Source organism: Cupriavidus taiwanensis, assembly GCF_900250115.1.
GTDB classification, from domain to species: Bacteria; Pseudomonadota; Gammaproteobacteria; order Burkholderiales; family Burkholderiaceae; genus Cupriavidus; species Cupriavidus taiwanensis_B.
In genome coordinates, this window is the sequence record NZ_LT984803.1 from 865,385 (window position 1) to 882,609 (window position 17,225).

At 67.5% G+C, this 17,225-nt stretch carries 16 protein-coding genes; 7 read left to right on the forward strand and 9 right to left on the reverse strand.

What is annotated here, in order from left to right; translation table 11 throughout:
• Positions 1-17 precede the first annotated feature (17 nt).
• Positions 18-410, forward strand: a complete 393-nt coding sequence (rplS, locus tag CBM2586_RS04240) for a 50S ribosomal protein L19 (RefSeq protein WP_115662753.1) — start codon at positions 18-20, stop codon at positions 408-410.
• A 143-nt stretch (positions 411-553) separates the two neighbouring features.
• Positions 554-1,234: a CoA pyrophosphatase gene (locus CBM2586_RS04245; RefSeq protein ID WP_115663805.1), complete on the forward strand. Its 681-nt coding sequence runs from the start codon at positions 554-556 to the stop codon at positions 1,232-1,234.
• A gap of 15 nt (positions 1,235-1,249) precedes the next feature.
• On the opposite strand, the gene CBM2586_RS04250 is transcribed toward CBM2586_RS04245, so the two are convergent.
• Complete coding sequence (locus CBM2586_RS04250) at positions 1,250-2,098, reverse strand: sulfurtransferase (protein WP_115662752.1); 849 nt, start codon at positions 2,096-2,098, stop codon at positions 1,250-1,252.
• 207 nt (positions 2,099-2,305) lie between these two features.
• Here CBM2586_RS04250 and dnaE point away from each other — a divergent pair, with 207 nt between their 5' ends.
• Positions 2,306-5,818: a DNA polymerase III subunit alpha gene (gene dnaE / locus CBM2586_RS04255; RefSeq protein WP_115688633.1), complete on the forward strand. Its 3,513-nt coding sequence runs from the start codon at positions 2,306-2,308 to the stop codon at positions 5,816-5,818.
• 30 nt (positions 5,819-5,848) lie between these two features.
• Here dnaE and CBM2586_RS04260 read toward each other — a convergent pair whose 3' ends face one another.
• Positions 5,849-6,913 (reverse strand): glycosyltransferase family 4 protein, encoded by a 1,065-nt coding sequence (locus CBM2586_RS04260; RefSeq protein WP_115686905.1) that lies wholly within the window; start codon positions 6,911-6,913, stop codon positions 5,849-5,851.
• A gap of 51 nt (positions 6,914-6,964) precedes the next feature.
• Positions 6,965-7,729: a glycosyltransferase family 2 protein gene (locus CBM2586_RS04265; protein WP_115662750.1), complete on the reverse strand. Its 765-nt coding sequence runs from the start codon at positions 7,727-7,729 to the stop codon at positions 6,965-6,967.
• A gap of 289 nt (positions 7,730-8,018) precedes the next feature.
• Between CBM2586_RS04265 and CBM2586_RS04270 the strand changes: the two genes are divergently transcribed.
• Together CBM2586_RS04270 and msbA are read left to right on the forward strand one after the other, a co-directional pair.
• Positions 8,019-8,792, forward strand: a complete 774-nt coding sequence (locus CBM2586_RS04270; protein WP_115662749.1) for a glycosyltransferase family 25 protein — start codon at positions 8,019-8,021, stop codon at positions 8,790-8,792.
• 99 nt (positions 8,793-8,891) lie between these two features.
• Entirely contained in the window at positions 8,892-10,616 is a 1,725-nt protein-coding gene (msbA, locus tag CBM2586_RS04275; protein WP_172587086.1) for a lipid A export permease/ATP-binding protein MsbA, read from the forward strand.
• Positions 10,617-10,690: 74 nt separating this feature from the next.
• Here msbA and waaC read toward each other — a convergent pair whose 3' ends face one another.
• A complete protein-coding gene (waaC, locus tag CBM2586_RS04280) occupies positions 10,691-11,668 on the reverse strand; it encodes a lipopolysaccharide heptosyltransferase I (RefSeq protein ID WP_115662747.1) in 978 nt (325 codons plus the stop codon).
• Between the two features lie 180 nt (positions 11,669-11,848).
• On the opposite strand from waaC, the gene CBM2586_RS04285 reads away from it, so the two are divergent.
• The gene (locus tag CBM2586_RS04285; protein WP_092308235.1) at positions 11,849-12,439 is read left to right on the forward strand and encodes a peroxidase-related enzyme; all 591 of its coding nucleotides are present in this window, start codon (positions 11,849-11,851) and stop codon (positions 12,437-12,439) included.
• A gap of 30 nt (positions 12,440-12,469) precedes the next feature.
• On the opposite strand, the gene CBM2586_RS04290 is transcribed toward CBM2586_RS04285, so the two are convergent.
• Positions 12,470-12,979, reverse strand: coding sequence for a hypothetical protein (locus CBM2586_RS04290; RefSeq protein ID WP_115662746.1), 510 nt, complete (start codon positions 12,977-12,979; stop codon positions 12,470-12,472).
• Between the two features lie 291 nt (positions 12,980-13,270).
• On the opposite strand from CBM2586_RS04290, the gene CBM2586_RS04295 reads away from it, so the two are divergent.
• The gene (locus CBM2586_RS04295) at positions 13,271-13,594 is read left to right on the forward strand and encodes a hypothetical protein (protein WP_115686907.1); all 324 of its coding nucleotides are present in this window, start codon (positions 13,271-13,273) and stop codon (positions 13,592-13,594) included.
• Positions 13,595-13,679: 85 nt separating this feature from the next.
• On the opposite strand, the gene rng is transcribed toward CBM2586_RS04295, so the two are convergent.
• The 4 genes from rng to rsfS form a co-directional block, all read right to left on the reverse strand.
• Positions 13,680-15,146, reverse strand: a complete 1,467-nt coding sequence (rng, locus tag CBM2586_RS04300; RefSeq protein ID WP_092308241.1) for a ribonuclease G — start codon at positions 15,144-15,146, stop codon at positions 13,680-13,682.
• Between the two features lie 137 nt (positions 15,147-15,283).
• The gene (locus CBM2586_RS04305; protein ID WP_115686908.1) at positions 15,284-15,898 is read right to left on the reverse strand and encodes a Maf family protein; all 615 of its coding nucleotides are present in this window, start codon (positions 15,896-15,898) and stop codon (positions 15,284-15,286) included.
• 31 nt (positions 15,899-15,929) lie between these two features.
• Positions 15,930-16,409: a 23S rRNA (pseudouridine(1915)-N(3))-methyltransferase RlmH gene (rlmH, locus tag CBM2586_RS04310; protein WP_092308244.1), complete on the reverse strand. Its 480-nt coding sequence runs from the start codon at positions 16,407-16,409 to the stop codon at positions 15,930-15,932.
• A gap of 50 nt (positions 16,410-16,459) precedes the next feature.
• Positions 16,460-17,191 carry a ribosome silencing factor gene (gene rsfS / locus CBM2586_RS04315; protein WP_115662742.1) on the reverse strand — a complete coding sequence of 244 codons (732 nt, stop codon included), beginning with the start codon at positions 17,189-17,191 and terminating at the stop codon, positions 16,460-16,462.
• Positions 17,192-17,225 lie beyond the last annotated feature (34 nt).

The window sequence follows — 17,225 nt, forward strand, 5'->3', positions numbered from 1 at the left end:
GTTACGGAGAAGAAACGATGAACCTCATCGAACAGATCGAGAAGGAAGAGATTGCGCGCCTTACCGCGAACAAGACCATCCCCGCATTCGCGCCCGGCGACACCGTCGTCGTCAGCGTCAACGTGGTGGAAGGTAACCGCAAGCGCGTGCAGGCCTACGAAGGCGTGGTGATTGCCAAGCGCAACCGCGGCCTGAACTCGTCCTTCATCGTGCGCAAGATCTCGTCGGGTGAAGGCGTGGAGCGTACGTTCCAGCTGTACTCGCCGCTGATCGCCGGCATCGAAGTGAAGCGCCGCGGCGACGTGCGTCGCGCCAAGCTGTACTACCTGCGCCAGCGTTCGGGCAAGTCCGCACGTATCAAGGAAAAGCTGGTGTCGAAGGCTGCTGTCGCCGCCAAGGCTGCGCAGTAAGCCGGGCATGCCGGCCGGGGCGACCCGGCCAGCGTTTCCTCAGGAAGGGCACCCCAGGGTGCCCTTTTTGCATGGTCGCGCGGCTCTGCGGCCGCGCTTTGCTGCGGCGCCAGATCGCGCGCTTCTGTCATACTTGCGATGTTATGCGTCCCGCCTTCGATCCCGAATCCCTTCCCGTCATCGATACCGACCTGCGCAATGGTGCGCTGAGCGCGCCGCGCCTGCAGGTGGACTTTATCCGCCACCGCTTCCAGGCCCCGCCGACGTGGGCGCCCGAGCTGACCGACGAGTCGCGGGTCTACGATCGCAGCCGCGGGCTGCGCGATGCCGCGGTGCTGGTGCCGCTGGTCGAGCGCAGCGATGGCCTGACGGTGCTGCTGACGCAGCGCAATGCCAACCTCAGCGCGCATGCCGGGCAGATCAGCTTCCCCGGCGGGCGGCAGGAGACGTGGGACGTCAACCGCATCGACACCGCGCTGCGCGAGACGGAAGAAGAAGTGGGGCTGGCACGCGACTATGTCGAGGTGCTGGGCGCGCTGCCGGACTACATCACCGGCACCGGCTTCCATGTGAGCCCGGTGGTGGGGCTGGTGCGCGATGGCTTCACGCTGCGCCCCGACGCCTCGGAAGTGGCCGATGTCTTCGAAGTGCCGCTGGCCTTTCTGATGGACCCGTCGCACCACGAGCGGCGCCTGTTCCGCTGGGTCGACGGTGAACGCATGTTCTACGCCATGCCCTATCCGCGCGAGAACGGCGGCCAGCGCTTTATCTGGGGTGCCACCGCCGGCATGCTGCGCAACCTCTACCACCTGCTGGCGGCCTGAGGCGCGCGGGAATCCTCAGGCGGCGGCCCGGTCCTTGCCGCCGATGCAGTGCGGGCAGCTCTTGCCGACCACATAGTGCGGGCTTTGCTGCTGCTCGGGCGTGACCACGGCGCGGCAGGCAAAGCACTGCTTGGGCCCGGCCGGCTCCAGGCTGGGGTTCAGCGCGGTGCGGTAGTCGAAGACAAAACAGTCGCCGCGATAGTGGCTGCCGCCGACTTCCTCGAAATACTTCAGGATGCCGCCTTCGAGCTGGTAGACGCGCTCGATGCCGGCTTCCTGCATATGGATCGCGGCCTTCTCGCAGCGGATGCCGCCGGTGCAGAACGAGACCACGGTCTTGCCTGCCAGGTCTGCCTTATGCGCGGCGACGGCGTCGGGAAACTCGCTGAACTTGGCGATGTCGTACTCGACCGCGTTCTCGAAGGTGCCGACCGCCACCTCGAAATCATTGCGCGTATCGAGCATCACCACCGGGCGGCCTTCGTCGTCGTGCCCCTGGTCCAGCCAGCGCTTCAGGTCCACCGGCCGCACCGACGGCGCGCGCCCCGCCTCGGGGCGGATCAGCGGCATCTTCATGGTGATGATTTCCTTCTTGGCGCGCACCAGCATGCGCTTGAAGGGCTGGTGGTCCGACAGGCTTTCCTTGGGCGCGATATCGGCAAAGCGCGCATCGGCATGCAGCCAGGCCATGAAGTCGTCGATCGCGTCGCGCGGGCCGGCCAGGAACATATTGATGCCTTCCGGCGCGAGCAGGATCGTGCCCTTCAGGCCGGCCGCCTCGCAGCGCTCGCGCATGGCCGGGCGCAGGGTCTCGATGTCGTCCAGCGAGACAAACTTGTAAGCGGAAATATTGACGATCTGCATGGGACCCTGCGGCGCCGCGGCGGCGTCCCGAGGGGCGCCGACTGCCTGCGATAACTGCCTGATTGGAAAGGCGAAATTATAGCCTGCGCGCAACCGCCGCGTGGCGCATTTCCGAGCACGCCGATCAGCTTTGCGGCGCGCGCGGGCGCAGCCGCGGCGCGCAACATTGGCGGCATGCGGGCGGGCCGAGCCGGTACAATGTCGCCCATGTCTGCACCCCGCTTCGTACACCTCCGCCTGCATTCCGAATACTCCATCGTCGACGGCATCGTCCGCCTCGATGATGCCGTCAAGGCCGCCGCCGCCGATGGCATGGGCGCGCTCGCCCTGACGGATCTTGCCAACGCCTTCGGGCTGATCCGCTACTACAAGGAAGCGCGCGGCAAGGGCGTGAAGCCGGTGGTCGGCGCCGACGTCTGGCTCACCAACGCCGAGGATCGCGACAAGCCCACGCGCCTGCTGCTGCTGGTGCAGGATCGCCGCGGTTACCTGAACCTGTGCATGCTGCTGTCGCGCGCGTGGCTGGGCAACCAGCACCGCGGCCGCGCCGAGATCGACCCGGCCTGGTTCCAGGAGCCGGGCGAAGACGACCTGCCGTTGGCCACTGGCCTGATCGCGCTGTCGGGCGCGATGGGTGGCGATATCGGCATGGCGCTCGCCAACGGCAACGCTGAAGGCGCGCGCCGCGCCGCGCAGCACTGGGCGTCGGTGTTCCCGCAGCGCTTCTATGTCGAACTGCAGCGTGCCGGCCATGCCGGCACCGATGCCTACGTGCAGCAGGCCGTGCAACTGGCGGCCGAGCTGCAGTTGCCGGTGGTGGCCACGCACCCGGTGCAGTTCATGACGCCGGACGACTACACCGCGCACGAGGCGCGCGTGTGCATCGCCGAGGGCGAGCTGCTGGCCAACCCGCGCCGCACCCGGCGCTTCACCACCGACCAGTACTTCAAGACCCAGGACGAGATGTGCGCGCTGTTCGCGGATATCCCCTCGGCGCTGGAGAACGCGGTCGAGATCGCGCGCCGCTGCAACCTGACGCTGGAGCTGGGCAAGCCCCGCCTGCCGCTGTTCCCGACGCCGGACGGGATGTCGCTCGACGACTACCTGGTGTTCATGGCCAAGGAGGGCCTGGAGAAGCGCCTGGCGGTGCTGTTCCCGGACGAGGCGGTGCGCGAGTCGAAGCGCCCGGAATACTACGCGCGGCTGGAGTTCGAGACCGGCACCATCATCAAGATGGGCTTCCCCGGCTACTTCCTGATCGTGGCGGACTTTATCAACTGGGCCAAGAACAACGGCGTGCCGGTCGGTCCGGGCCGCGGCTCCGGCGCCGGTTCGCTGGTGGCGTATGCGCTCGGCATTACCGACCTGGATCCGCTCAAGTACGCGCTGCTGTTCGAGCGTTTCCTGAACCCGGAACGGGTGTCGATGCCCGACTTCGACATCGACTTCTGCCAGCACGGCCGCGATCGCGTGATCACCTACGTGAAGGAGAAGTACGGCAAGGACGCGGTGTCGCAGATCGCCACCTTCGGCACCATGGCGGCCAAGGCCGCGGTGCGCGACGTAGGCCGCGTGCTCGACCTCGGCTACGGCTTTGTCGACGGCATCGCCAAGCTGATCCCGTTCAAGCCGGGCAAGCTGGTCACCATCGAAGAGGCGAAGAAGGAAGAGCCGCTGCTGACCGAGCGCGAGCGCAACGAGGAAGAAGTGCGCCAGCTGCTGGAGCTGGCGCAGCGTGTCGAGGGCATGACCCGCAACGTCGGCATGCACGCCGGCGGCGTGCTGATCGCGCCCGGCCGGCTGACCGATTTCTGCCCGCTGTACACGCAGGGCGCGCAGAACGACGGCATGAGCGGCGTGGTCAGCCAGTACGACAAGGACGACGTCGAGGCCGCCGGCCTGGTCAAGTTCGACTTCCTGGGCCTGACCACGCTAACCATCCTGGACTGGGCCGAGCGCTATATCCGTCGCCTCGACCCGAGCAAGGCCGACTGGAACTGCAGCCAGATCCCGCTCGCCGACGGGCCCGCCTTCGACATCCTGAAGACCGCCAACACGGTCGCCGTGTTCCAGCTGGAAAGCCGCGGCATGCAGGGCATGTTGAAGGACGCCAAGCCTGACCGCTTCGAGGACATCATCGCGCTGGTGGCGCTGTACCGCCCGGGCCCGATGGACCTGATCCCCAGCTTCTGCGCGCGCAAGCACGGCCGCGAGAAGGTCGAGTATCCCGATCCGCGCGTCGAGCCCGTCCTGAAAGAGACCTACGGCATCATGGTCTACCAGGAGCAGGTGATGCAGATGGCGCAGATCATCGGCGGCTACTCGCTCGGCGGCGCCGACCTGCTGCGCCGCGCCATGGGCAAGAAGAAGCCCGAGGAAATGGCGCAGCACCGCGTGATGTTCCGCGAGGGCGCCGACAAGAACGGGTTGTCCGCGCAGCAGGCCGACGACATCTTCGACCTGATGGAGAAGTTCGCCGGCTACGGCTTCAACAAGTCGCACGCGGCCGCCTATGCGCTGCTGGCGTACTACACCGCCTGGCTCAAGGCCCACCATCCGGCCGAATTCATGGCAGCCAACATGTCGCTGGCCATGGACGACACCGACAAGGTCAAGATCCTCTACGAGGACTGCAAGCTCAACAAGATCGCGGTGCTGCCGCCGGACGTCAACGCCAGCGAATACCGCTTCGCGCCGACCGACCCCAAGACCATCCGCTATGGCCTGGGCGGCATCAAGGGCAGCGGGCAGGGCGCCATCGAAGACATCCTGCGCGCGCGCGAGGAGCGGCCGTTCACCGACCTGTTCGATTTCTGCGAGCGCGTCGACCGCCGCCAGGTCAACCGCCGCACCATCGAGGCGCTGATCCGCGCCGGTGCCTTCGACAGCCTCAACGACAACCGCGCCCAGCTGCTGGCGTCGGTGCCGATCGCGATGGAAGCCGCCGAGCAGAAGGCCGAATCCGCCAACCAGGTGTCGCTGTTCGACCTGATGGGCGATGCCGGCGACGCGCACCGCCCGGAGCTGCTCGACGAGCCGCGCTGGAGTCCCAAGCGCACGCTGCAGGAAGAAAAGCAGGCGCTCGGCTACTACTTCTCGGGCCACCTGTTCGACGCCTACCGCGACGAGGTGCGCCGCTTCAACAAGGGCACGCTGGCAGCGCTGGAAAAGGAAGTGCAGGGCAACGGCGGCGGCTTCGGCCGCGACGTGCGCGGCAAGACCATCGCCGGCGTGATCAGCGGCATGCGCACGCAGATGACCCAGCGCGGCAAGATGCTGATCGTCACGCTCGACGATGGCACCGGCCTGGTCGAGATGACGGTGTTCAACGAGGTCTTCGACGCCAACCGGCAGATGTTCCGGGAGGACGAACTGCTGATCGCCACCGGCAATGCGCGCCACGATACCTTCACCGGCGGGGTCCGCTTCACCGCCGAATCGGTGATGGACCTGGTCGGCGCGCGCGTGCGCTTTGCCAGTGCGGTGCGGCTGTCGATGAACGGCAATTCCTCGACCGGCATGCTGCGCGAGCTGCTGATGCCCCATCTGGCGCGCGCCAGCGGCGCGCAGGGCTTGCCGGTGCGGATTCGCTACGAGGCGAAGTCCGCCAGCTGCGAGGCCATGCTCGGCGCCGACTGGCAGGTGGTGCCTTCCGACGAGGCCCTGACCGCGCTGCGCCAGGTGCTGTCGGCGGATGCCGTCAGCACGGTCTACGACTAAGCGCTGCCGGCGTTCGCGCCGGGTGCGGCTTCAGGCGGCGCGCTGTGCGGCGGCGGCGAGCCGCAGCAGGGTGTCGACATGGACCTCGATATCCGGATCGTAGTCGAGCAGCGCCAGCGGGTCTGCCAGCCGCGCCTGGCCGCTGCGCACCGATGCAACCGCGGCGCGGATGGCATGGTCCAGCGTCTCGCTGCGCTCGCGCGCGAACGCATGCACGGCCTGCGGGCGGATCACTTCCAGGCAGGCGATATTGTCGGCAAACACCAGCGGCGTGCCGCACAGCACCGATTCCACCCCCACCAGCCCGAACGGCTCATAGCCCGAGGCCAGGATGGTGAAATCGGCGGCGCGATAGAGCGCGTCGATGCGGCTGCTGTAGCCCAGCTCGCGCACGCGCGCGATGGTGCGCCCGACCGGGCGGCCCGCCACCGCCAGCGTGATCGGCAGGTCCGAGCGGGAGAAGTAATCGGCGAGCAGGTCGAAGCCCTTGCGCGCATGGCCCGACGACGGGAACAGGAACACGATCTCGTCGTCGCCGAAGCCGAACTCGCGCCGCAGTGCCGCGCGCGCGCCGGCATCGACCGGTGTGAAACGCTGCGTGTCGACCGGCGGGTAGACCAGCTCGACGCGCTCGGGGGCGATGCCATACAGCTCGATCACCTCCCGCCGCATCAGCGCGGAATGCGCCACCACGCGGTCCGCGCCGGCATACTGCGCGCTTTCCAGATCGATCTGCCACTGGTCCGAGCGCCGTGCCGGCGTGCCGCGCGCGGCAAGGTAGCCGCGATGGGTGCCGCCGCAGATGGCGATATCGGAACCGCGCACGCGGTTGCAGCCGATCAGCACTTCGCCGGCATCGCGCCGCGCTTGTAGCCGCCACGAGAAATAGCGGTCGCGCAGCTTGCCCGGCAGCCACGACACCACGATCCGATGCGCGGCAATCCCGGCCGACGCGGCCACGCCGGCGTCGAACCGGCGCGCGTAGACCGAGACTTCGGTATCGGCGCGCTTCGCCATGGCCCGGCTGATGTCCAGCGCGTAGCGCTCCAGGCCGCCGCCGGCGCCGAAGCGATTGCAGGAGATGCCAACTTTCATCGATCGAGAAGGTAAGGTAAGGGATGGGGCGGCGCGGCCGCGTCGGGCGCTTCAGCCGGCGGCCCGGTTGTCCGCCGCGGCGTGCAGCTGCGCCAGCTTGGCGTACTTGTAGTAGCTCGCCTGCGCATTCATCAGCGCGACGCCGAAGCCGGCGCCGCCGTCGAGGAAGCCGCGCTTGAGCAGGTAGGTGCGCACGAATGCCCACAGGCCGTGGCCCGCCGCCGACGCGACCGAACTGCGCTTGCCACGGGCGTAGGCCTGCTGAGCGCCGGCGCTGGAATAGCTGTCGATCTTGCGCAGCACGTCGGACAGCGAGCGGTAGCTGTAGTGCACCAGCGGCTCGCGCAGCCGCGTGACCGGGTCGTCCACCTTGAGGTGTTCGTGCACGAGATCGTCGGTGAAGCGGCCGCGGCCCTTGCGGAAGACCCGGGTGACGTAGTCGGGATACCAGCCGGCGTGGCGCACGAACGTGCCGCAGAACGCAGACAGGCGCGGCAGCGCCAGCGCCTGGGCATCGGCCTGCTGCAAGTGGTGCAGGATTTCGTCGCGCAGCGCGGGGGTGACGCGCTCATCGGCGTCCAGGCTGAGGATCCAGTCGCCGCTGGCGGCCTGGACCGCGCGGTTTTTCTGCGGGCCGAAACCCGGCCAGTCGTCGGTCTGGATCACGGTGGCACCGGCGGCACGCGCAATCGCCACCGTGTCGTCCGTGCTGGCCCAATCCACTATAATCGCCTCTTCGCACCAGGACACGCTTTCAAGGCATGGCCCGATATTGTGAGCTTCATTCCTGGTAATGATGACGGCGGAGACTTTCATGGAACGTAGGGGCGCGCCCCGTCCGGGCCAGGCCGGCGGGACGCCGGCGTCGCCGCCAGCCGGGCGCTGATGGAAGAGCGCGTATTCTACCGCACCGGCGCAGTGGCCCCGCAGCCGCCCGCCCTCGGTGGCCGGCGGCGCGTCGAAGCCAGATCTCAGTTGCCAACTTGATGACACGAGCACATTGGTCCCGATTCACAGGGATGGAAACGGTTTTATCCCTGGTGGCGTGTGCCGCATCGATCTCCCTTTCACGCCGGATCGGCCAGCACGCAGGGGCGGTGGCGGCATGATCGGCGCCTACGTGATCAATCTCGAAAGCGCCGAGGCCCGCCGCCAGCGCATTGCCGGCCAGCTGACTCGTCTCGGCGTGCCGTTCCAGGTGTTCCCCGCCGTGAACGGCCGCGCCTTGTCCGAGGATGAAGTCGCGCGCCGCTACGATGCGCAGGCCGCCAGCGCCAGCTACCGCCCGATGAGCCGCGGCGAGATCGGCTGCGCGCTGAGCCATCTCGGGGTCTACCGCAAGATGCTCGAAGACGGCGCCAGCCTGGCCCTGGTGCTGGAAGACGATGCGCTGCTGGGCGATGACGTGCCGGCGGTGCTGGCGGCGCTGGCGGCCGAGATGGACCCGGCCCGCCCGGACGTCGTGCTGCTGTCGCATGTCGACAAATTCACCCGCTGGGGCACCCGGCCGCTGGGCCCGGGGCGCAAGCTGGTGCGACGCTATGGCGAATGGTGGCGCGCCCATGGCTATGTCGTCACCCGTGCCGCGGCCGAGCGGCTGGTGGCCGGGCTGCAGCCGACCTGGTGCGCTGCCGACTACTGGTCCGCGTTCGAGCGGCGCGGGCTGGTGTCGGTGCGCGCCGTGGTCCCGTACTGCATCGGCCTGACCGAACTGGCCGAGGCCTCGTCGCTGGAAACGCATCGCGCCGACCTCGACGCCACCGACAAGGCGCGCCGCAGTGTCGGCTATTATCTGCGCCGCTATGTCTACCAGCGCTTCCTGTTCCAGGTCTTCGTCAGGCCCTTCCTGCGCGTCGCGCGCCAGAAGCGGCCGGGCTAGCGCGATGCCCTGGTGCCGCAACGCCGCCTTCATCCAGTAGAAAACCCAGTGACCACATCCAAACCGCCCATTTCGCCAGGTGCCGCCGTGCCGTCCAGCATGGCCAGCCGGCTCTGGTCTTACCTGCGCCCCGAGTTGCGCATCTTCATCGGCGCCATCCTCGCCATGGCGGTGGTGGCCGCCAGCGAAGGGGTGATCCCCAAGGTGGTCAACGACCTGCTCGACAAGGGCTTCGGCGGCGACTACGCCGGCACGCTGTGGCATGTGCCGGCGATCCTGACCGGCGTCGCGCTGATCCGCGGCGTGGCGCAGTTTGCCTCGGGCTACCTGCTCAACCTGATCTCGAACCGCGTGCTGCTGAAGATGCGGCTGCAGATGTTCGAGCGCCTGCTGCAGGCGCCGGCGTCGTTCTACCACCGCAATACCGCGGCGTCGCTGATCAACGCGGTGATCTTCGAGGTCAACCAGGTGCTGCAGATCCTGACCAGCGTGTTCATCACGCTGGTGCGCGATTCGCTGACCGTGGTCGCGCTGCTGATCTACCTGTTCTACACCAACTGGCGCCTGACGCTGATCGTCGCGGTGATCCTGCCGGTGATCGGCTACCTGATGTCGAAGATCAACCGCCGGCTGCGCAAGCTCAACCGCGATCACCAGACCTATACCAACAATGCCGCCTATGTGGTCGAAGAGGCCGTGGGCGGCTACAAGGTGGTCAAGCTGCATGGCGGCGAGGCCTATGAGCTGCGGCGCTTCCGCACCGTGGCCGAGCGGCTCAAGAACTACTCGATGCGCATGGCGGTCGCGGGCGGGCTGAACCAGCCGGTCACGGCGTTCCTGGCGGCGCTGGCGCTGTCGGTGATCATCACCATCGCCATGGTGCAGGCGCAGGCCAACCAGACCACGGTGGGCGGCTTTACCGGCTTCGTGATGGCGATGCTGCTGCTGATCTCGCCGCTCAAGCACCTGACCGATATTAACCAGCCGCTGACGCGCGGCATCACCGCCGCCGAGATGATCTTCCGGCTGATCGACGAACCGGTCGAGCCGCAGGATGGCGGCAAGGCGCTCGCCCGCGCCCGCGGCGAACTGGCGTTCGAGCAGATCGGCTTCCGCTATGGCGAGGCGCCGCGGGCCGCGCTCGAAGGCATCGACCTGCGCGTCAGCCCGGGCGAGGTGGTGGCGCTGGTGGGGCCGTCGGGCAGCGGCAAGACCACGCTGGTCAACCTGGTGCCGCGCTTCTTCGACCCGACCTCCGGGCGCATCCTGCTCGACGGGGTGCCGCTGACCGAGCTGGCGCTCAAGGACCTGCGCAACCAGATCGCCTTCGTCAGCCAGGACGTGGTGCTGTTCAACGACACGGTCGCGGCCAATGTGGCCTATGGCGCGCAGCCCGGCAGCGAGATCGACATGGGGCGCGTCGAGCGCGCGCTGGCGGCGGCCTACCTGACCGAGACCGTCAAGGGCCTGCCCGAGGGCGTGCAGACCAATATCGGCGACAACGGCATGAAGCTGTCCGGCGGCCAGCGCCAGCGCCTGGCGATCGCGCGCGCGCTGTACAAGGATGCACCGATCCTGATCCTGGACGAGGCCACCTCGGCGCTGGACTCGGAATCGGAGCGCCAGGTGCAGGCGGCGCTGGAAGAGCTGATGAAGGGCCGCACCACGCTGGTGATTGCGCACCGGCTGTCGACCATCGAGAATGCCGACCGCATCGCCGTGCTCGACCACGGCCGCGTCGCCGAGACCGGCACCCACGCGCAGCTGCTCGCGGCCAATGGCCTGTACGCCGGGCTGCACCGGATCCAGTTCGCCAGCCATTAGGCGGTTGCGGACCATCCAGCAAAAAAGGGCCGGTGCGAATGCACCGGCCCTTTTTTTTCGCCGTGACGGCGGGATCAGTTGGTCGAAGTGACCTGCGGCATCACTTCGTCGATGGCAGCCAGCACCTCGTCCCGTTGCGGCACCACGCCGCCGCCGCCCAGCGACACCGCGCGGCCCGGCGTATCGACGCCATAGAGGTGGCGCGAGGTGGTCGTGAACAGGATTACCGTCGGCCGGCGCAGCGCGTCGGCAATATGCACGAAGCCGGTGTCCATCCCGACCACCAGCGACGCCTTGCCCACCACCTGCGCCACGCCAGTGATGCTCAGGCGCGGCATCACCTCGGCGCCGGGCACGCTGGCGGCGATGGTTTCGGCTTCCAGGCGCTCGGCGTCATTGCCCCAGGGCACCAGCACGCGCAGCCCGCGCGCCGAGATGGCGCTGCCCACGCTGATCCAGTCGGCCACCGGCCACTTCTTTTCTTCGCTGGAAGTGGCGTGGAACAGCATCGCGTAGGGACCCTTGCCGGCCGCCGCGGGCGTGTCCGCCGGCATTTCCAGGCCGTAGTCCATGTCCCGGGTCATGGCGTAGCCTAGCGCGCGGCTGACCGCGCGGCGCATGCGGTTGCGCGCGCAATCCTCTTCCACGAACGGCTGGAACACATGGTTGTAGGCAAAGCGTGCGCCGCTCTCGCCCAGTTCCTGGACCGGGTAGCCATAGCGGTGGCGCGTGCGGGCGAGGAAGGTGACGATGGCGCTCTTGTAGACGCCGTGGACGTCCAGCACCGCATCGTATTTTTCGCGGCGCAGGGCGCGCAGCGCAGCGAAGATCTCGCGCACGCCGGCCCAGCTGCGCGCCTTCTTGAAGCCGCGCAGCGGCGCGGCGATCACGCGCTCGATATTGGGATTCCAGCGCGGCACGTCGGCGCAATAGGAGTCGGCGATCCAGTCGATCTTGACGCCGGGAAAGGCGCGCTGCAGGTCAGCCACCAGCGGCTGGGTGAACACCATGTCGCCGAGCGAGGTCAGCTTGACGATGAGAATACGTTTCATCGGGAACAGTAGCGCGGCCAGGGGGGCCGCCTGGTTCGGAAGGTGCGTAGTATGCCTGATCCGGTGGACATCTGTCCGTGCGATCCATGGGCGACATGCGGCCCGCCGGCTGGCGCGCGATCCGTTAGTATTGGTGCCAGAAGCCTCACGATGATGATGCCATTCCAACCGGAGACCACCATGTCAGACACGGCATTCCCGATCAGCCGCTACGCCGTTCCGGCGCTGGCCGACCTCCCCGACGATATCCGCGCGCGCATCCTGGAAGTCCAGGAGAAAGCCGGCTTCGTTCCCAACGTCTTTCTGGCGCTGGCGTACCGTCCGGACGAATTCCGCGCCTTCTTCGCCTATCACGATGCGCTGATGCTCAAGGACGGCGGCCTGACCAAGGGCGAGCGCGAGATGATCGTGGTCGCCACGTCCGCCGCCAACCAGTGCCTGTATTGCGTGGTGGCGCATGGCGCGATCCTGCGCATCTACGAGAAGAAGCCGCTGGTCGCGGACCAGGTCGCGGTGAACTACCTGAAGGCCGACATCCCGCCGCGCCAGCGCGCCATGCTCGACTTCGCCATGAAGGTCTGCACCGCTTCGCATGAAGTCGGCGAGGCCGATTTCGACGCGCTGCGCGCGCACGGCTTTTCCGACGAGGACGCCTGGGATATTGCCGCCATCACCGCGTTCTTCGGCCTGTCCAACCGCATGGCCAATACCATCGGCATGCGCCCGAACGACGAGTTCTACCTGATGGGACGGGTACCGAAGGCGAAGTAGCGGCGCCGCGGTGCCGCGGCGCCGGGTGGCTCAGCGCACTTCGGCGCAGGCACCGCTCTTGGGATCGAACAGCACCGGCCACGCCTGCTCGTAGATGCCGGGCGTGCAGTACTTCTCGCAACGGTTATGCGCCAGCGTGACGCGGCGCGGATCCTGCCAGACCAGCAGCTTGCACTGGCTGCCGTCGATCGCCTGCAGCTCGATGTGCGGGGTCGAGCGGACCTGGCGGAACTGCACCAGATTGAATTCGCAACTGCCGCGCCGCGATACCCACAGCTTCCATTTCAGCGCATGCACCTCGTTGGCCCGGACGTCCATCAACGCGTCTTCGCGGAAGCCGTCTTCTTCGGTGCGCTTGCAGGCCGCGGCAAGGTTGATGACCTTGGGCGCGATCGGCGTGGCCCGCTCCTTGGGCGTCTCGGGGACTTCTACCTTGGCTGCGGGCGGCGGCGGCGGCGCGCGCCTGGCGATCGGCAATGGCGCGCACGCCACCGTCAACAGGAGAGCCAGCACACAGGCCCCATGGTTCGTGGCGTTCATGCCGGACTCCTTGCTTGCCGAGCGGCCATACGCGCCAGAACAGCTCGCGCGGACAGCCGGGTGCGGCCCTCGTGCGAAGGCCGCTGACTACCTTCGTTTAGTTATAGCGGATGGCAAACGGAAAAGGGGTAGGGCCATTACCGAGTCCAGAATGGCTGGCCCTGCAGCCTTCGGACAGGCGCCGTCGATGCATCGCGGTTACGTTCGCGGTTACGTAATTAAACAGCTTGAAACACTGCACTGCGCAGGCGCGTGCTAGCCTCGCCCCAACCTGTTCTTGCCCATCCCGACATGAAGCCCCGCCTCCTGGTATCCCTTGTGGTCCTGCCCATGCTTCTCGGCTCCTTCTGCGCCGCCGCCCATGCCGACGACGACTGGGACGACGATGACCGTTACCATGGGCGGCACTATGGCCGCTATCACAAGGGCGACGATTACAAGGAAGAATTCTGGGTCGGCAACTGCAAGATCAAGCGCAAGTGGAAGGACAACGGCGAGTACAAGGAAGAGCGCAAGTGCAAGGGCCGTCCGGTCGTGTACCAGCCGCCGCCGCCGGTGTATTACCAGCCCGAACCGGCGCTGGTGATCAGCCCGCACGTCGTGATCCGGCCGTAAAGCGAAACAGCCCGCCAAGTTGGCGGGCTGTTTCGCTATGGCGACGAAAAGGCGACGAAGGCGGCGGCAAGGCGCGCCGGCCGCTTCACATCAGGATGATGTCGTACTGTTCCTGATGGAAGGTCGATTCGACCTGCAGCGAAATCGGCTTGCCAATGAAGTCGCCCAGCATCGCCAGGTGCTGGCTTTCCTCTTCGAGGAACAGGTCGATCACTTCCTGCGAGGCCAGGATGCGGAACTCGCGCGGGTTGAACTGGCGCGATTCGCGCATGATCTCGCGCAGGATGTCGTAGCAGACCGTGCGCGGCGTCTTGACCTGGCCCTTGCCCTGGCAGACCGGGCATTGTTCGCACAGCACATGCGCCAGCGACTCGCGCGTGCGCTTGCGCGTCATCTCGACCAGGCCCAGCTGCGAGAAGCTGTTGACGGTGATGCGGGTGCGGTCGCGCGACAGCGCGCGCTTGAGCTCGGACAGCACCGCGTCGCGATGCTCGGCGTTCTCCATGTCGATGAAGTCGATGATGATGATGCCGCCGAGGTTGCGCAGCCGCAGCTGGCGCGCGATGGTGTGGGCTGCCTCCAGGTTGGTCTTGAAGATGGTGTCGTCGAAGTTGCGCGCGCCCACGTAGCCGCCGGTGTTGACGTCGATGGTCGTCATCGCCTCGGTCTGGTCGATCATCAGGTAGCCGCCGGACTTCAGGTCGACCCGGCGCGACAGCGCCTTCTCGATCTCGGCGTCGATATTGAATAGGTCGAAGATCGGCCGCTCGCCGGTGTAGTGCGACAGCCGCGGCAGCACCGCCGGGGTGTATTCCTTGGCGAACTCCAGCAGCATCTGGTAGTTCTCGCGCGAGTCGATCTGGATCACGCCGGTGGCGTCGTTGATGAAATCGCGCAGCACGCGCTGAGCCAGGTTCAGGTCCTGGTACAGCAGGCTGGGGGCGGGCAGGGTGGTGGCGTTCTGGCGGATCGCGCCCCAGATCTTGCGCAGGTAGGCGATATCGTTGCCGAGTTCCTCGTCGGTCGCTTCCTCGGCGATGGTGCGCACGATAAAGCCGCCGCGCTCGTCGGCGGGCACCAGCCCCTGCACGCGGCTGCGCAGCGCCTCGCGGTCGACCTCGCCTTCGATGCGCTGCGAGATGCCGATATGCGGGTCTTGCGGCAGGTACACCAGCGTGCGTCCGGCGATGCTGACCTGGGTCGACAGCCGCGCGCCCTTGGTGCCGATCGGGTCCTTGATCACCTGCACCATCAGCGCCTGGCCCTCGAACAGGGTCTTCTCGATGGCGAGCTGGGGGGTGGAGTTGTTGCGGTCCGGGTCGCGCGGATGCCAGATGTCGGCGACGTGCAGGAAGGCGGCGCGCTCCAGGCCGATGTCGATAAAGGCCGACTGCATGCCGGGCAGCACGCGCACCACCTTGCCAAGATAGATATTGCCGACCAGCCCGCGCGTGAGCGTGCGTTCGACATGGAGTTCCTGGACGGCGGCCTGCTGCACGATGGCGACGCGGGTCTCTTGGGGCGTGATGTTGACGAGTATGTCTTCAGTCATAGCGGGTGAAACGCGTCGCCGGGACCGGCCCGGCGAGGGGTCGGATCTGCGGCGGGTAAGCGACCGGATCGGTGGTCGGTTCGGTGGCCGATAAGCGGCCGGATAAGCGGCGGAATACGGTTGGCCGGCGGTGCCGCTCAGAACCGCAGGCGGGCCTGGCGAAGTAACGCGGCCGTCTCAAACAAGGGCAAGCCCATGATACCTGAATAGCTGCCTGCAATCCGCGCCACGAACTCGGCTGCGCGGCCCTGGATGCCGTAGGCGCCGGCCTTGCCCAGGGGCTCGCCGCTGGCGACGTAGCGCTCGATCTCGGCGGGCTGCAGCGGGCGGAAGGTGACTTCCGAAACCGACAGCGCATGGCGCATGCCGGTGGTCGACACCACCGTCACCGCGGTCAGCACGCGATGGGTGGTGCCCGCCAGCGCGCCCAGCATGGCTGCGGCGTCGGCGCCGTCGGCGGGCTTGCCGAGGATGCGGCCGCCGAGGCAGACCGTGGTGTCCGAGGTCAGCACCGGCGCATCGGGCAGCGCGTGGCGCTCGCGCCGGCGCAGCGCGGCTTCGGCCTTGAGCGCGCATACGCGCTGGACATAGTCGTCGGGGGTCTCGTCGGGCAGCGTCGCTTCGAGCGCTTCGGCGTCTTCGTCGTCGTCGGCCAGCAGCAGTTCGTAGCGCACGCCGAGCTGGGTCAGCAGCTCACGTCGGCGCGGGCTTTGCGAGGCGAGGTAGAGGTAGTCGTGCAGGGTGTCGGGCATCGCGGCGAGGGCCTTCCGGCGACGGCCGGGATCAGGCCCGATGGTAGGGGTGGTTCTGCGTGACGGACCACGCGCGGTACAGCTGTTCGGCCAGCAGCACGCGCACCATGCCGTGCGGCAGGGTCAGGCTCGAAAGCCGGATCAGGGTGCTGGCGCGGGCCTTGAGCGCGGGATCGAGCCCATCGGCGCCGCCGATCAGGAAGGCCACGTCGCCGCCCTCGCGCTGCCAGTCGGTCAGCTGCGCGGCGAGTTGCACCGTGGTGAAGTCGCGTCCGCGTTCGTCCAGCGCGACGATGCGGCACTGCTTCGACAGGCTGCCCAGCACCGACTCGATGCGCGCGGCTTCGCGCTGCATCACGGTGGCGGCGTTGTTGCTGGACGAGCGCGTTTCCGGCTTGACCTCGCGCAGCTCGATGCGAAGCTCGGGCGGCATGCGCTTGGCGTACTCGCTGAAGCCGGTTTCGATCCAGCCGGGCATCTTGTGGCCGACGGCCACGATCACCAGTTGCATGGGTCAGTGATGGGATGGGGCGGCGGCCGCCGGACGGCCGCGCACCGGACTCAGGCCGAGCGCGTGGCGCGCTTGCGCGCGGCCGGCTTGGCCGCTGCGGTCCTGGCGGGCGCCTTCTTTGCCGGGGTCTTGGTGGCGGTCTTGGTGGCGGTCTTGCGCGCGGTGGTGCCGGTGGCGGTCTTGCGCGGCGCGGCGGCGCGAGTGCCGGCGGTCTTGCCGGCTGCGGTCTTGGTGGCGGTCTTGCGGGCCGGCTTGCGGATGGTGGCGATGGCGTCGGCGTCGGTGTCCTCATGGCCCATCGGCGGCGACGGCTCCTTCATGCCTTCGGGCAGGCGCGCCAGCGCCGGACGCAGGTTGCTGGCACGGCGCACCGTGCGCACCGGGGTTTCGTCCTCGTCTTCGTCGATGGGCTCGCTGGCCTTGGCCAGGCGGGCACCGGCGGCCAGCTTCATGCGCACCGGCTTGTCGCCCCAGATCTCTTCGAGGTTGTAGTACAGGCGCAGCTGCGGCTGCAGGATGTGGACCACGGCGTCGCCGCAGTCGACCAGCACCCATTCCCCGGTTTCCAGGCCCTCGACCGCGACGATATGGCCGCCCGCTTCCTTTACCGTATCCCGCACCGACGCTGCCAGCGCCTTGGTCTGGCGGTTGGATGTGCCGCTGGCAATCACCACCCGGTCGAACAGTTCCGTCAGGTGGCTGGTGTCGTACACCTTGATGTCCTGCGCTTTGACATCCTCGAGGCCGTCGACGATGGCGCGTTGCAGTTTACGAATATCCATGGGTGTCTTCTTGTTCAGCTGAGATCGGTTTGGG

What these genes read in the sequence shown, in the direction of transcription:
- CBM2586_RS04290 (WP_115662746.1), bottom strand. Translation starts at nt 12,979, where the DNA reads ATGAACGCCACGAACCATGGGGCCTGTGTGCTGGCTCTCCTGTTGACG.
- CBM2586_RS04295 (WP_115686907.1), top strand. Translation starts at nt 13,271, where the DNA reads ATGAAGCCCCGCCTCCTGGTATCCCTTGTGGTCCTGCCCATGCTTCTC.
- CBM2586_RS04250 (WP_115662752.1), bottom strand. Translation starts at nt 2,098, where the DNA reads ATGCAGATCGTCAATATTTCCGCTTACAAGTTTGTCTCGCTGGACGAC.
- CBM2586_RS04260 (WP_115686905.1), bottom strand. Translation starts at nt 6,913, where the DNA reads ATGAAAGTTGGCATCTCCTGCAATCGCTTCGGCGCCGGCGGCGGCCTG.
- CBM2586_RS04305 (WP_115686908.1), bottom strand. Translation starts at nt 15,898, where the DNA reads ATGCCCGACACCCTGCACGACTACCTCTACCTCGCCTCGCAAAGCCCG.
- dnaE (WP_115688633.1), top strand. Translation starts at nt 2,306, where the DNA reads ATGTCTGCACCCCGCTTCGTACACCTCCGCCTGCATTCCGAATACTCC.
- rlmH (WP_092308244.1), bottom strand. Translation starts at nt 16,409, where the DNA reads ATGCAACTGGTGATCGTGGCCGTCGGCCACAAGATGCCCGGCTGGATC.
- CBM2586_RS04265 (WP_115662750.1), bottom strand. Translation starts at nt 7,729, where the DNA reads ATGAAAGTCTCCGCCGTCATCATTACCAGGAATGAAGCTCACAATATC.
- rng (WP_092308241.1), bottom strand. Translation starts at nt 15,146, where the DNA reads ATGACTGAAGACATACTCGTCAACATCACGCCCCAAGAGACCCGCGTC.
- waaC (WP_115662747.1), bottom strand. Translation starts at nt 11,668, where the DNA reads ATGAAACGTATTCTCATCGTCAAGCTGACCTCGCTCGGCGACATGGTG.
- rplS (WP_115662753.1), top strand. Translation starts at nt 18, where the DNA reads ATGAACCTCATCGAACAGATCGAGAAGGAAGAGATTGCGCGCCTTACC.
- CBM2586_RS04285 (WP_092308235.1), top strand. Translation starts at nt 11,849, where the DNA reads ATGTCAGACACGGCATTCCCGATCAGCCGCTACGCCGTTCCGGCGCTG.
- CBM2586_RS04270 (WP_115662749.1), top strand. Translation starts at nt 8,019, where the DNA reads ATGATCGGCGCCTACGTGATCAATCTCGAAAGCGCCGAGGCCCGCCGC.
- msbA (WP_172587086.1), top strand. Translation starts at nt 8,892, where the DNA reads ATGGCCAGCCGGCTCTGGTCTTACCTGCGCCCCGAGTTGCGCATCTTC.
- CBM2586_RS04245 (WP_115663805.1), top strand. Translation starts at nt 554, where the DNA reads ATGCGTCCCGCCTTCGATCCCGAATCCCTTCCCGTCATCGATACCGAC.
- rsfS (WP_115662742.1), bottom strand. Translation starts at nt 17,191, where the DNA reads ATGGATATTCGTAAACTGCAACGCGCCATCGTCGACGGCCTCGAGGAT.